This window comes from Gemella cuniculi DSM 15828 (assembly GCF_000425665.1).
GTDB lineage: Bacteria > Bacillota > Bacilli > Staphylococcales > Gemellaceae > Gemella > Gemella cuniculi.
In genome coordinates this window covers 36,500-50,493 of sequence record NZ_AUDW01000022.1, presented here as the reverse complement: position 1 = coordinate 50,493, position 13,994 = coordinate 36,500, and the positions used below count along the sequence as shown (strand labels likewise).

13 protein-coding genes are annotated in these 13,994 nt (G+C 30.9%); all 13 read left to right on the top strand.

Translation table 11 applies throughout. The features are described 5' to 3' along the window. The coding region (locus H612_RS0102975) for an IS30 family transposase (protein WP_027130110.1) at positions 1-438 on the top strand (438 nt) is incomplete at its 5' end. A gap of 188 nt (positions 439-626) precedes the next feature. Then, positions 627-1,193, top strand: coding sequence for a beta-class carbonic anhydrase (locus tag H612_RS0102970; RefSeq protein WP_027130109.1), 567 nt, complete (start codon positions 627-629; stop codon positions 1,191-1,193). A gap of 34 nt (positions 1,194-1,227) precedes the next feature. Then, on the top strand, positions 1,228-2,190 hold the full coding sequence (locus H612_RS0102965; RefSeq protein WP_027130108.1) for an asparaginase: 963 nt from the start codon (positions 1,228-1,230) through the stop codon (positions 2,188-2,190). 95 nt (positions 2,191-2,285) lie between these two features. After that, positions 2,286-2,906, top strand: a complete 621-nt coding sequence (locus H612_RS0102960) for a hypothetical protein (RefSeq protein WP_027130107.1) — start codon at positions 2,286-2,288, stop codon at positions 2,904-2,906. Positions 2,907-3,077: 171 nt separating this feature from the next. After that, positions 3,078-4,124, top strand: coding sequence for a sugar-binding transcriptional regulator (locus H612_RS0102955; protein ID WP_027130106.1), 1,047 nt, complete (start codon positions 3,078-3,080; stop codon positions 4,122-4,124). 14 nt (positions 4,125-4,138) lie between these two features. Continuing rightward, positions 4,139-5,146 (top strand): type I glyceraldehyde-3-phosphate dehydrogenase, encoded by a 1,008-nt coding sequence (gene gap / locus H612_RS0102950; protein WP_027130105.1) that lies wholly within the window; start codon positions 4,139-4,141, stop codon positions 5,144-5,146. Positions 5,147-5,236: 90 nt separating this feature from the next. Further along, positions 5,237-6,433 (top strand): phosphoglycerate kinase, encoded by a 1,197-nt coding sequence (locus tag H612_RS0102945; protein ID WP_027130104.1) that lies wholly within the window; start codon positions 5,237-5,239, stop codon positions 6,431-6,433. 25 nt (positions 6,434-6,458) lie between these two features. Next, entirely contained in the window at positions 6,459-7,223 is a 765-nt protein-coding gene (gene tpiA / locus H612_RS0102940; RefSeq protein ID WP_027130103.1) for a triose-phosphate isomerase, read from the top strand. Positions 7,224-7,268: 45 nt separating this feature from the next. After that, positions 7,269-8,585, top strand: a complete 1,317-nt coding sequence (eno, locus tag H612_RS0102935; RefSeq protein ID WP_027130102.1) for a phosphopyruvate hydratase — start codon at positions 7,269-7,271, stop codon at positions 8,583-8,585. A 383-nt stretch (positions 8,586-8,968) separates the two neighbouring features. After that, a complete protein-coding gene (locus H612_RS0102930; protein ID WP_027130101.1) occupies positions 8,969-9,901 on the top strand; it encodes an FAD:protein FMN transferase in 933 nt (310 codons plus the stop codon). A gap of 631 nt (positions 9,902-10,532) precedes the next feature. Then, positions 10,533-11,636, top strand: coding sequence for an ABC transporter ATP-binding protein (locus H612_RS0102925; protein ID WP_027130100.1), 1,104 nt, complete (start codon positions 10,533-10,535; stop codon positions 11,634-11,636). Positions 11,637-11,711: 75 nt separating this feature from the next. Beyond that, positions 11,712-13,013: an ABC transporter substrate-binding protein gene (locus tag H612_RS0102920; RefSeq protein ID WP_027130099.1), complete on the top strand. Its 1,302-nt coding sequence runs from the start codon at positions 11,712-11,714 to the stop codon at positions 13,011-13,013. Positions 13,014-13,085: 72 nt separating this feature from the next. After that, on the top strand, positions 13,086-13,991 hold the full coding sequence (locus tag H612_RS0102915) for a carbohydrate ABC transporter permease (RefSeq protein ID WP_027130098.1): 906 nt from the start codon (positions 13,086-13,088) through the stop codon (positions 13,989-13,991). Positions 13,992-13,994 lie beyond the last annotated feature (3 nt).

The window sequence follows — 13,994 nt, the reverse complement described above, 5'->3', positions numbered from 1 at the left end:
TCTTCTAGAGGAGAGAGTAGAGGTTGTTTAGCCACATTTGTAGAAAGAAAAACTAGATTTTATATAGCTATACCTATGGTTGATAGAAGTAAGTCTTCTATGTTTAAAGCTATTAAAGTTCTATGTTTATTACTTCCTAATAAAGCTTTAAAGTCCTTTACCTCTGATAGAGGAAAAGAATTTTCTTGCTATAAAGATGTAGAAAAGATGGGAATAGATTTTTACTTTGCAGATCCATATTCTTCTTGGCAACGAGGTTCTAATGAGAATAGTAATGGTCTTTTTAGGGAGTATTACCCTAAAAAGACTAATTTGAGTAATATTAATTTGACTGAACTAATTGAAAATTTAGTCCAATTGAATAATAGACCAAGAAAATGTCTAAATTTTTCAACACCATTCGAAGCATTGTTACACGAGATTAATTTATTGAGTTAGGTGTTGCACTTTTATTTGCAATTCACCATTTATAAAAAATCTCTGTATTCAAAGTTTACGTGAGTAATTAAGTATAGTATAATTGGAAGACAGGTTTAAAATGTTTATAATTATAAAATGAAGAAAATTAAATAGTTTTGTAAGTTGATATTTAGAACTGTTGTTATTAAGAATTTAAAGGAGAAAAAATGAAGTTATTAGAATCAATGCTTGAATACAATAAATATTTTGTTAAGTTTGAAAAATATAAAAAATATAAAACAGAAGATAAATACCCAGCTAAAAAAATGGTAATGTTTACATGTATGGACACAAGACTTGTGGAACTCGCAACAAGATCCTTAAACTTATCACAAGGAGATGTAAAAGTTGTAAAAAATGCAGGAGCAATTTTAACGCATCCATTTGGTTCAATAATGAGAAGTTTAATTATTGCAGTTTATATGTTAAAAGCGGATGAAATTATAGTTATGGGACATCACGATTGTGGAATGCAAAATATAGATACTAATTTAATATTGGAAAAAATGAAAAATCGAGGAGTTAATGAAGAAACTCTGGATATTCTTAGATATTCAGGAATTGATTTAAATAAATGGCTTCATGGTTTTGATGATGTTAAAGAAAGTGTTAGCCATGATGTAAATATGATAACTAATCATCCACTTATTCCAAAAGATGTACCAGTACATGGACTTGTCATAAATCCAGAAAATGGGAAAGTAGATTTAATAGTAAATGGTTATAAAGATTAGGAATTAAAATGAAAAGGATAAGAGGTATGATAAATTGAAAAAAATATTAATATTGAATACTGGTGGAACTATATCAATGAGTGAAGATTACACAACAGGAAAAGTTGCACCAACGAACGATAATCCGATGAAAATAAGTGGTGATATTTTTTCGTATATAGGAAATATCAATGTAGAAGAATTATATCGTTTAGCATCCCCACAAATTACTGAAAAAGAGATGTTAAGTATAAAAACAAGAATTGAAAAAGCAGTAGATGAAGGATATGAAGGTGTGGTAATTACACATGGAACAGATACGTTAGAAGAGACAGCGTATTATTTGGAACTAACTTTGGATTTAAATATTCCAGTTGTAATAACAGGTGCTATGAGATCTAGTAATGAAATTGGCTCAGATGGATTAGCTAATTTAAGAAGTGCTTTAATAGTTGCGGCTAGCGATGAAAGTTGTGATAAAGGTGTTCTTGTAGTGATGAATGATGAAGTGCATACAGCAACTTATGTTACTAAGACACATACTACTAATGTAGCAACGTTTCAAACTCCAACATTTGGACCGATAGGATTATTATCAAAAAACGAAGTTATATATTTTCAAAAATTAATAAAAGAAGAACATTATAATGTAAGTACTAATAGTAAAAAAGTATTTTTATTAAAAGCATATGCAGGAATGGGAAGTGAGTTAATAGATGCAGTGTGTGAATTGGATGTTGATGGGTTAGTAATAGAAGCACTTGGTGCGGGAAATCTCCCACCAAAAACTGTTCCAGCAATAAAGAGATGTTTAGAAAAAAACATATCGGTGGTTTTTGTATCAAGAGCATTTAATGGAGTAACACAGGATGTATATGACTATGAAGGTGGAGGAAAAAGATTTTATCAAGATGGAGTGATTTTTACCACGGGACTTAGTGGACAAAAAGCTAGAATAAAGCTACTGGTTTTATTAGAAGCGGGGATAACAAAAAAGGAACTAAAGGAATACTTTTAAAATAAATTTATAAAATATTAAAAAATCTACGTTGAATAATTGTTCTAAATATGATAGTATAGATAGGGATTTTATTAATGTAAAGAGGTGTAATTTTGAAATTTAAGTATCACAAGTCGTATAGAGGGTTCTATTTATTAGAGAATGAGAAGTTTAAGCGCCCGTACCAAAAACTAGCTCAAGAAGAGACAATAAAAAAATTGGGGAAAAAAATAGATTTTAAAAAAGATGAAATTATCGTGATACCTGATGAATACGTAATCTTCTTTGAGAAGGAACAGAACAATATAATAAAGGCAAATATCAAAGAAAAAAACAAAAAAATAAAAAAAGAAATTGACTTTGAAAAATTGGAATTAAAATATCAGATTCCAAATCTGTTGATAAAAAATATTTATGATGTTATAAAAATAAATTCTTTAAACGCAGCACAAGAATTATTATCAGTGTTAAATGTTATAGAAAATATTAATGCATCAGATAGCCTGTTTTTTTCAAAGGTAAGAAAAATATTTTATTACAATCAAGGAGAATTGAATTCTATTTTGAATAGATATAATTTCGAGAATATTAAAATAGAAGGATTGAGAAAAGAAATAGAGTTAGACTATCCAAGTCAGTTTTTATCAGAACTTCCAATAGATTATAAAGAATATGAAATGATTTTCGTCTTTTATTTTATAATTTTAGTGGAATTGGTAGCGATTTTAAAATAAAATTTAAATTTTTTGATAGAATTATAGCTAAATATCTTGATTTTTCCAAAAGGATTTGTTATAATTCTAATCAGAAAGTTTATTTTTTTATCATTTGTTGGTCATAATTCGACCTATTAGGACGAGTATTGACCAGTGATAAATTTTCATAAAAATAGGGGCATGATTAAGATGGATATTTTACATTTGTTACATATGCAAAGTAAACTTGTACCTGAGATGTTCATGAAATTTAATAATCGTTATGAGTTGTTGTTAATTATAAAAATTAATCAACCTGTTGGAAGAAAAACATTATTAAATTTTGTAGATATGACAGAAAGACAATTACGTACAGAATGTGAAGTGTTATCTAAGTTAGGATTAATCTCTAAAAAAACAACAGGAATGAGTATTACAGAAAAAGGAGAAGAAATCCTTACGGAAATAAAATCTTCTTTGATGAATGATAGCTTTGGTAAAGAAAGAAGTTTTATAAAAAAACATTTTTCTGTGAAAGAGGTTTATATAGTTGCTGGTGATTTTGTAAATAATGAAGCAACTAGAACGGAGATGACAAATTTACTTTTAGACAAGGTTAATGCAAAAATAACAAAAGAATGCGTAATTGGAGTTAGCGGCGGAAGTACAATGTACTATGTTGCGAGTAAGGCTGATGAAACATTTGGTTATGGAAAAGATGTTACTATAACACCTATTCGAGGTGGATTATCTGTGGTTAATACAGAATATCAAGCAAATGATATTGCAACAAAAATGGCTAATAATTCTAAAAATAATTATCAGTTGTTGCACGCACCAGATAACATAGGTAAGAAAGCACTAGATGAACTTGTTAAAGAACCAGTCGTAAGGAATGCACTTGATGTTATAGATAAGACGTCAATAATTATTCATAGTATAGGGAATGCTTTTGAGATGGCCTTTAGAAGAAGATCTTCTAAAGAAGTTTTAGAAGTATTGGAAGAAAAAGATGCTGTTAGTGAATCATTCGGAAGTTATTTTGATGAAGCTGGCAGAGAAATCTTTAAAACCTCTACTATAGGTATGAGTTTTAAAGATGTTAATGGCATTGACGATGTCTTTACAATAGTTGGTGGAAGTGAAAAGTCAGATGCAGTGTTTAGTTATTTGAATACTAAACCTGAAAATGCTACACTGATTATTGATGAGGCAATTTGCAAAAAAATTATAAATAAAGTTAATAAAACTTTTTAGGAGGAACTAAAAAAATGACAGTAAAAGTAGCAATTAATGGATTTGGGCGTATCGGAAGATTAGCATTAAGAAGAATTCAAAATGTAGAAGGAATTGAAGTAGTGGCGATTAATGATTTGACACCAGTTAATCAACTAGTTCATTTATTAAAATATGATACAACTCAAGGGCGTTTTAAAGGTGAAGTATTTGAGAAGGATGGAAGTTTAATAGTTGATGGAAAAGAAATTAAAGGCTTTGCTAATCCAAATCCAGCTGAATTACCATGGGGAGAATTAGGAATAGATGTAGTATTAGAATGTACAGGATTCTTTACTTCTAAAGAAAAAGCAGAAGCTCATATTCAAGCAGGAGCTAAAAAAGTTGTTATTTCAGCTCCAGGTGGAAATGATATTAAAACTATCGTATACAATGTAAACCATGAAACTTTAGATGGTTCAGAAACAGTTATCTCAGGTGCTTCTTGTACGACAAACTGTTTAGCACCAATGGCTAAAGCATTACATGATAACTTCACAGTAGTTGAAGGATTAATGACTACAATTCATGGATATACTGGTGACCAAAATACACTTGATGCACCTCACCGTGGTGGAGACTTACGTCGTGCACGTGCAGCTGCAGAAAATATCGTACCTAACACAACAGGAGCTGCAAAAGCGATTGGTTTAGTTATTCCAGAATTAAATGGTAAACTTGATGGAGCAGCACAACGTGTACCAGTACCGACTGGATCATTAACTGAATTAGTAGCAGTAGTTGAAAAAACTGTTACTGCTGAAGAAGTTAATTCTGCAATGCAAGCTGCTGCTAACGAATCATTTGGATATAATGTAGATCCAATCGTTTCATCAGATATAGTGGGAATTGAATTTGGATCATTGTTTGATGCAACTCAAACAAAAGTATTAACAGTAGGTGATAAACAATTAGTTAAAGTTGTTTCTTGGTATGATAACGAAATGTCTTACACTTCACAATTAGTAAGAACGTTAAAATACTTTGCAGGATTAATTAAATAATATATAATTAAGTATAGTAAGATGAGATATAAGTTTAATTAACTTATATCTTGTCTCATATATTCTAATATTTTAATAAAGGAGCTTTCCATGAAAAAATCTATAAAAGACTTAGGTAATTTGCAGGGAAAAACTGTCTTGATGCGTGTTGATTTTAACGTACCTTTAAAAGATGGTGAAATTACAAATGATAATCGTATTACAGCTGCACTTCCAACAATAGAGTATGCACTAAATCAAGGAGCAAAAGTTGTTGCATTTTCTCATTTGGGACGTGTAAAAGAAGAAGCTGATAAAGTTTCTAAATCTTTAGCACCTGTAGCAAAAAGATTATCGAAATTATTAGGAAAAGATGTTGTATTTGTGCCTGAAACACGTGGGGAAAAATTAGAATCGGCTGTTAAGAAGCTAAAAGATGGTGAAATCTTGATGTTCGAAAATACTCGTTTTGAAGATGTAGAAGGTAAGAAAGAATCTAAAAACGATGCTGAACTTGCTAAATATTGGGCTTCGCTAGGGGAATTATATGTTAATGATGCATTTGGAACTGCACACCGCGCTCACGCATCAAATGTGGGTATTGCTTCTAATATTGGAGAAGGTAATTCTGCATCTGGCTTCTTGGTAGATAAAGAAATTAAATTTATTGGTGGAGCAGTTGATAATCCTGAAAGACCTTTAGTTGCAATTTTAGGTGGAGCAAAAGTTTCTGATAAGATTGCCGTTATTGAGAATTTATTAGAAAAAGCTGATAAAGTTATCATCGGTGGTGGTATGGCATATACCTTTATGAAAGCGCAAGGTAAAGAAATTGGTAAATCACTTTGTGAAAATGATAAAGTTGATTATGCGCGAGAGTTAATGGAAAAAGCGGGTGACAAGCTGGTGCTTCCAGTAGACACTGTTGTAGCTAAAGAATTTTCTAATGATGCACCAAGCCGCATATCAGAAGATGACATTCAAGCAGATGAGGAAGGACTAGATATTGGACCTAAATCTGTGGAATTATTTAAAAATACTCTTGTGGGAGCAAAAACAGTAATTTGGAATGGACCTATGGGTGTATTTGAAATGCCTAATTTTGCTAAAGGTACTATTGGTGTTTGTGAAGCTATTGCAAATTTAGAAGATGCTACTACTATTATTGGTGGTGGTGATAGTGCAACAGCTGCAATTTCTTTAGGGTATGCAGAAAAATTCTCACATATCTCAACTGGTGGTGGGGCTTCATTAGAATATCTTGAAGGAAAAGTATTACCAGGTATAGACTCATTATCAAACAAATAATAAAAAACTCAAGGAGAGTATCACTATGACAAGAATACCATTTATAGCAGGAAACTGGAAAATGAACTTAACAGTAGCTGAAGCAAGAGAATTTGCAAAAGAAGTGATTGGTAAAGTTCCAACTTCAACGCAAGTGGAATCGGCTATTTGTGCACCAGCAACACATTTAGATTCGTTAGTAGAATTAACTAAAAATAGTGAATTAAATATTGGGGCAGAGAACTGCCATTTTGAAAAAAGTGGAGCTTTTACTGGAGAGATTTCTCCATTTGTATTAAGTGACCTTGGTGTAAAATATGTCATTTTAGGCCATTCTGAAAGACGAGAGTACTTTGGAGAAACTGATGAATTAATCAACAAAAAAACTATCGCTGCATTCGAAAACGGATTGGTACCTATTGTGTGTTGTGGAGAAACTTTAGAACAATATGAAGCTGGAAAAGCAATAGAAGTTATTACTACTCAGTTACAAGCTGACTTGGCAGGGTTAACTAAAGAGCAAGCAGAAAAATTAGTGGTGGCTTATGAACCAATTTGGGCTATTGGAACTGGTAAATCTGCAACTAAAGAAGATGCACAAAAAATGTGTAAATCTGTACGTGATATTGTAGAAGGACTTTATGGCAAAGAAGTAGCTGATAAAGTTCGTGTGCAGTATGGTGGTTCAGTAAAACCGGAAAATGTAAAAGAATATTTAGCATGCCCAGATGTTGATGGTGCTTTAGTAGGTGGAGCTTCTCTAAAAGTTGATTCATTCTTAGCGCTTTTAGAGGGCGGGAAATTAGCTTAATTTAAGAAAAGTAAGTAAATAAATTAAATAACAAGGAGAAAGTTAATGTTAGCAAAAACATTTGATATTATCGCAGAAGTATACGCAATAGAAGTTTTAGATTCACGTGGGAATCCAACTGTTGAAGTTGAAGTAACAACTGAATCAGGGGCATTTGGTCGTGCATTAGTGCCATCAGGAGCATCAACTGGTCAATATGAAGCAGTTGAATTACGTGATGGAGATAAAGGACGTTACTTAGGTAAAGGTGTAACTAAAGCAGTAACTAACGTTAATGAAGAAATTGCCCCATTATTGGAAGGTAAATTCGATGTATTTGATCAAGTAGGAATTGACTACGCTATGATTGAACTTGACGGAACTGAAAACAAGGGTCGTTTAGGAGCTAATGCAATATTAGGTGTATCTCTAGCAGTGGCACATGCAGCAGCTGATGCACTAGGAGTACCTTTATACAGATACTTAGGAGGGACAAATTCAAAAGAATTACCAACTCCAATGATGAATATCGTTAATGGTGGTTCACACTCTGATGCTCCAATCGCATTCCAAGAATTCATGATTTTACCAGTTGGGGCGCCAACATTTAAAGAAGCATTACGTTGGGGAGCGGAAGTATTCCATAATTTAGCAAAATTATTGCATGCTCGTGGATTATCAACAGCAGTTGGAGATGAAGGTGGATTTGCTCCAACATTCGAGGGGACAGAAGATGCAGTTGAAACTATTTTAGAAGCTATTAAAGCGGCTGGGTTAGAACCAGGGAAAGATGTATTCTTAGGATTTGACTGTGCATCATCTGAATTCTATGAAAATGGAGTGTATAACTACGCTAAATTTGAAGGAGATGGTGGAGCACACCGTACTTCAGCTGAGCAAGTTGATTATTTAGAAGAGTTAGTAAACAAATATCCAATTATCACTATTGAAGATGGTATGGATGAAAACGACTGGGAAGGTTGGAAATTGCTTACTGAGCGTATTGGAGATCGTGTACAATTAGTAGGAGACGATTTATTTGTAACAAATACTAAGAAATTATCTCAAGGTATTGAGCAAGGGGTTGGGAACTCAATCTTAATCAAAGTTAACCAAATTGGTACTTTAACTGAAACTCTAAATGCCATTGAAATGGCTAAACGTGCACGTTACACAGCGGTTATTTCTCACCGTTCAGGAGAAACAGAAGATTCAACAATTTCTGATATCGCAGTAGCTACAAACGCTGGTCAAATTAAAACAGGTTCTCTTAGCCGTACAGACCGTATCGCTAAATATAATCAATTATTACGTATCGAAGATGAATTAGATGCAACAGCTGAATATCCAGGAGTTAAAGCATTCTACAACATAAAACGTTAATTATTTAAGAGAATATTAGGGATAGAAATCGTATTGATTTCTATCCCTTTTTCTAGTATACTTTTAGAGGAAAAGACTTAAAATCGTAATTTCGTAGAAATTTTTAGGATTGTTCTTGTATTAAGATTGCAAACTTAGATTTTAAAAACATGCAGGTGTATAAAGCCTTATAATAAGAGAAGTTTTCTTGAAAATTTCAATTTGTGCAATCTTGATAGGGAGTTTATTAAACAGTTTCTACGCAGTTTGTCAAATTTTTAAAGAATTTTTAAGAAGTAGATTAGAAAATGGATAAACTATTATACTTATTTACAATTAGTGAAAGTTTGAGATTTTAAGTCAACTTCATGAAAAAATATAAAATAAAAGTGGTGAAGTATCATATGAAATTGAAAACAAAGTCTATAAGGTTAATGGGAGCGGCTATTGATATAGCAATTTATCATAAAGAAAATGCAGAAATAATTTTGGAAAAAGTTGTTGATTTATTGTGTTTATATGAACATAGATTTAGTGCAAATGATGATAGTTCTGAATTAATGGAAATAAATCATAATGCGGGGATTAAAGAATTAAATGTAAGCCCTGATTTATATAATTTAATAAAATTAGCTAAAAAACATAGTGATGAAAAAAATAGTTTTTTTAACGTAGCTATAGGACCAATTATTCAATGTTGGAAAATTGGTTTCCTTGATGCCAAAGTACCTACTTCGGAAGAAATAAATAACTTATTAAAAATTACTAATCCAAAAGATATAATTCTAAATGATAAAAAAGAGAGTGTCTATCTTTTAAGAAAAGGTATGCAAATAAATCTAGGAGCAATAGCTAAAGGTTATATAGCAGATCTTATAATAGACTATTTGAAAAGTGTGGGTGTAAAATCTGGTTTTATAAATTTGGGAGGAAATTTTTTAACATTTGGCGAAGCGCTGCATAGTGAAGATAAATATTGGAGAGTAGGAATTCAAGATCCAAATTTAAGTAGGGGAAACTATGTTTGTGTTTTAAAAGTAAAAAATAAATCTGTAGTTACATCTGGTATTTATGAAAGAATTTTAAAAAAAGATGGAAAAGTTTATCATCATATTTTAAATCCTAAAACAGGATATCCGATTGAATCAGAAGTTGCAGGACTTACCATTATTTCTAATTCATCAGTAGACGGGGAGATTTGGACAACAAAATTATTTGGGAGAGACATTGAAGATGTGATGGATGAAATAGAAGATAACGAAGATATAGAAGGTATAGTTATAACAAAAAAAGGAGAAATTTATTTTTCTTCAGGTTTGGAAAACAATATAATCTAAAAATAGAATTAACAGTTTAAAATTTAGAATTTATAATTTTGCTGTATAAATATGAGAAGATGAATTTTAGAAAATTTTTATTAGTTGAAGATTCATCTTTTTTTATATTCTTAATATGATAATAATAAAAAATTATATAGGATTATAAAAAATATTATTAATTAGTCTATGAATTTTCTTTTTTTATTTGAAATTATATGTGTTTTTCTTATAAAAAGTGTTAAGTTTGTAAGGTGTAGCAAAAGTAAAAGTAAGAAGAATTCTATGATATTATTAGATAAAATATATTTTTTGTAATATAAGAAAAAATAATAATAAACTTTTATTTCGATTAATGCATTAAATTAAGAAATATGATTTATTTAAATTCAATATTGTATTAATATTTACTTTATTTTCTTTTTTTTATCTTGTTTTATTTGATTTTTTTCTAGAAATTATAAAATACAATTCCAGTATTTATAAGTTAAAGAATTACTTTATAGAAATAAAAAAATAATATACTAAGAATAAAATTAATATTTTATTGATAAGTAATAAATGAATAAATAAAAGCCTTTACAAAATAAAAAATATATGCTACCATGTGGTTGACACATTAAATATATAATATAAAAATTAGGAGGTTGACATGGCAAGTTTATCACTAAAAAATATATATAAAGAATATGATAATGGTTTCTGTGCTGTAACGGATTTTAATTTAGAAGTAGCTGATAAAGAATTTGTTGTGTTTGTAGGTCCATCTGGATGTGGTAAATCAACAACGCTAAGAATGATAGCGGGATTGGAAGACATTACAAAAGGAGAGTTTTATATAGGAGAAAAATTAGTAAATGATGTTGAACCTAAAGATAGAGATATAGCTATGGTATTTCAAAGTTATGCGCTATATCCACATATGACTGTTTTTGATAATATGGCATTTGCCCTAAAACTTAGAAAAGTTCCTAAGGAAGAAATAAAAGCAAAAGTGGAAGAAGCTGCTAAAATTTTAGGTTTAGAAGAATTGTTGGATAGAAAACCAAAAGCATTGTCTGGTGGTCAAAGACAAAGGGTAGCATTAGGGCGTGCTATAGTTAGAAGTCCCAAAGTTTTTTTGATGGATGAACCTTTATCTAATCTTGATGCAAAATTGAGAAGTAATATGCGTGCCGAAATAATAAAAATTCATAATACACTTGGAGCGACAACTATATATGTAACTCATGATCAAACAGAAGCTATGACTATGGCTGATAGAATTGTTGTAATGAAAAAAGGTGTTGTTCAACAAGTAGGTAGTCCAAAGCAAATATATGATCATCCAGAGAATCTTTTTGTAGCTGGTTTTATAGGAGCACCAACAATGAATTTTTTACATGGGAGAATTGTTGATAAGAACTTTTTGACTAAAGATGGAGGCTCAATAGAAATACCAGAAGCACATTATAATAAATTGAATGATTTAGGCTATGAAGGAAAAGAAGTGGTGCTTGGAATAAGACCAGAGAACATTTCAAATGATCCTCTAGTATTAGAAACATATTCGCACTCTAAAATAACTTCGAAAGTAATCGTTGCAGAGCTATTAGGTTCAGAATATATAGTTCATACAGATTTGAATGGAGAAAATGTAAAAGCGATAGTTCATTCGAGACAAAATATTAAAATGGGTGATGAAATAACATTTGCACTTGATATGAATAGAGCACACTATTTTGATGCACAAACAGAAAAAAGTATACTAGATTAGAGTTTTATTTTAGGATTAAGGTAAAAATAATTTAAGGAGTTAAATTTTATAAATAAAAATAAGGAGGACTCAATTATGAGAAAAATAAATAAAATATTGGCTGTAATTACTACAACAGCTATTGTTCTTACAGGGTGTGTGGGAGGTAAAAAAGAAGAAAAAACCTCAGATCCCAATCAAAAAGTAGAAATTACTTATTGGGATTTTCCACAATTTACAAAAGACAAGGAGTTTACTAAAACGGAGGATTATGATGCCGCATTAATAAAAGCATTTGAAGAAAAACATCCTAATATTAAAGTAAACTATCAAAAAATTGAGTTTACAGATGGACCAGCTAAAATTGAGACGGCAATTCAATCAAAAACGGCACCAGATGTAATTTATGATGCTCCAGGAAGAGTTATTTCATGGGCTGCAAAAGACTTGTTAGTTCCATTAGATAATGTTGATACATCAAAATTAAATGATGCAGCAGTGAAAGCATCGACCTATAAAGATAAGCTTTATATGTATCCACAAGGTGTTGCACCTTTCTTAATGGGAGTAAACAAAGATTTAACAGATAAACTAGGTGTAAGTCATTTGCTGCCATTAGATAAAGCAGATAGAAGTTGGACAGTAGAAGAGTACGAAAAATTCTTAAGAGCTGTAAAAGAAAAAGATCCAAATATCAATCCAGCGTTATTTTATACTAAATCACAAGCTGGTGATCAAGGGCCAAGAGCTTTTGTATCTAACCTTTATAATTCTTGGATTACAGATAAAGATATTACAAAATATACTATAAACGATGAAAATGGTGTAAAAGGATTAGAATGGGTAAAAAAAGCGTATGATGATGGTCTATTAGGACAAGGGGTAGCACTAGAAGGTAAAGACGCATTAGAATCGTTTAAGTCTGGTCGTGCAGCAACCACTATTCTTTTCTCACCAGGGACAGCAGCTTCACATGCTTCTGGATTCAATTATAAGTTTTTACCATTCCCAAATAGTGGAGGAAAAGCACAGTATGAATACCTAGTAGCAGGACCAGCTATCTTTGATAATGGTGATAAAGCAAAAGCGGATGCAGCTAAAAAATTCGTTGATTTTATGATAAATGATAAGGATTGGGGTAAACGTACTCTACTAGCATCTGGAAATTTCTCAGCTAAAAAAGGAGAAACAGGTTTATATGATTCAGAGGAACTTAAGTTTGCAGAAAGTTTAACAGAACAATATGGGCCATATTATAATACTATACCAGGATTTGCTAAAATGAGACCGCTTTGGTTTAACATGGTTCAAGGTGTATTAAATGGAAAAACTACACCAAAAGAAGGTTTAGATAAATTTGTATCAGATGCAGACAAAACTATAAAAGAAGCATTATAATTTAACAAAAGGGATAGATTTGCTTCTATCCCTTTTTTATACCATAAAATAATTATTATTTGAGGAGGTCTTATGAGAGCTATAAAGAAAAAAAGAAAAATAGATTATAGTGGGTATTTATTTATACTACCAGTTAGTTTATTTTTTATAACATTTGTTTTAGTTCCAATGTTACGTGGATTACAATTATCTTTGTATAGTTTTGCTAAAAAAAATCCAGTTTTTGTTGGTTTAAAACATTATTCAGATTTACTTTTTAGTGGAAATGGTGCAACCATACATGAGCCATTTATGAAATCATTAGTTAATACGGTTATTGTTACGATTGTAGCTGTGCCAATAGTTGTAATTATATCTATTTTTGTGGCTGTAACTATTTATAATAAGAGTGCAGTAGTGAGATCATTTTTCCGTGGAGTATTTTATATTCCTGCAATTTCATCAGTTGTATCTGTAACTGTTGTATGGGCTTGGATTTATCATCCAGAATATGGAATATTGAATTATGTATTTAAATCTATGCATTTAATAAATGAAAATATTGACTGGTTGGGAAATCCTAAAACAGCATTGTACGCCATTATAACAATACTTATTACAACTTCTTTAGGACAACCTATAATTTTATATGTAGCGGCGTTGGGAAATGTACCCAAAGAATTGCTGGAAGCTTCTGAAATAGATGGAGCAACGAAGTGGCAAGTATTTACTAAAATAACTTGGCCTTTGATAAAACCTACAACTCTGTATATAGTTGTGGTAACAACAATTAACTCGTTCCAAATATTTGCTTTGATTCAGCTATTAACTGCAGGAGGACCAAACTATGGAACGAGTACAATAATGTATTTAGTCTACGAAGCTGCCATAAAAAATGGTAATCATGGTGTTGCTAGTGCCATGGGAATTATACTTGCTATTATTATTGGCATAATTTCGATTTTACAATTTAAGTTCTTATCTAGTGAGGATGATTAAGGA

Excerpts from the sequence above, each read along its gene's own strand:
- tpiA (WP_027130103.1), top strand. The coding sequence starts at position 6,459 with ATGACAAGAATACCATTTATAGCAGGAAACTGGAAAATGAACTTAACA.
- H612_RS0102945 (WP_027130104.1), top strand. The coding sequence starts at position 5,237 with ATGAAAAAATCTATAAAAGACTTAGGTAATTTGCAGGGAAAAACTGTC.
- H612_RS0102925 (WP_027130100.1), top strand. The coding sequence starts at position 10,533 with ATGGCAAGTTTATCACTAAAAAATATATATAAAGAATATGATAATGGT.
- H612_RS0102915 (WP_027130098.1), top strand. The coding sequence starts at position 13,086 with ATGAGAGCTATAAAGAAAAAAAGAAAAATAGATTATAGTGGGTATTTA.
- H612_RS0102920 (WP_027130099.1), top strand. The coding sequence starts at position 11,712 with ATGAGAAAAATAAATAAAATATTGGCTGTAATTACTACAACAGCTATT.
- gap (WP_027130105.1), top strand. The coding sequence starts at position 4,139 with ATGACAGTAAAAGTAGCAATTAATGGATTTGGGCGTATCGGAAGATTA.
- H612_RS0102970 (WP_027130109.1), top strand. The coding sequence starts at position 627 with ATGAAGTTATTAGAATCAATGCTTGAATACAATAAATATTTTGTTAAG.
- H612_RS0102955 (WP_027130106.1), top strand. The coding sequence starts at position 3,078 with ATGGATATTTTACATTTGTTACATATGCAAAGTAAACTTGTACCTGAG.
- H612_RS0102930 (WP_027130101.1), top strand. The coding sequence starts at position 8,969 with ATGAAATTGAAAACAAAGTCTATAAGGTTAATGGGAGCGGCTATTGAT.
- eno (WP_027130102.1), top strand. The coding sequence starts at position 7,269 with ATGTTAGCAAAAACATTTGATATTATCGCAGAAGTATACGCAATAGAA.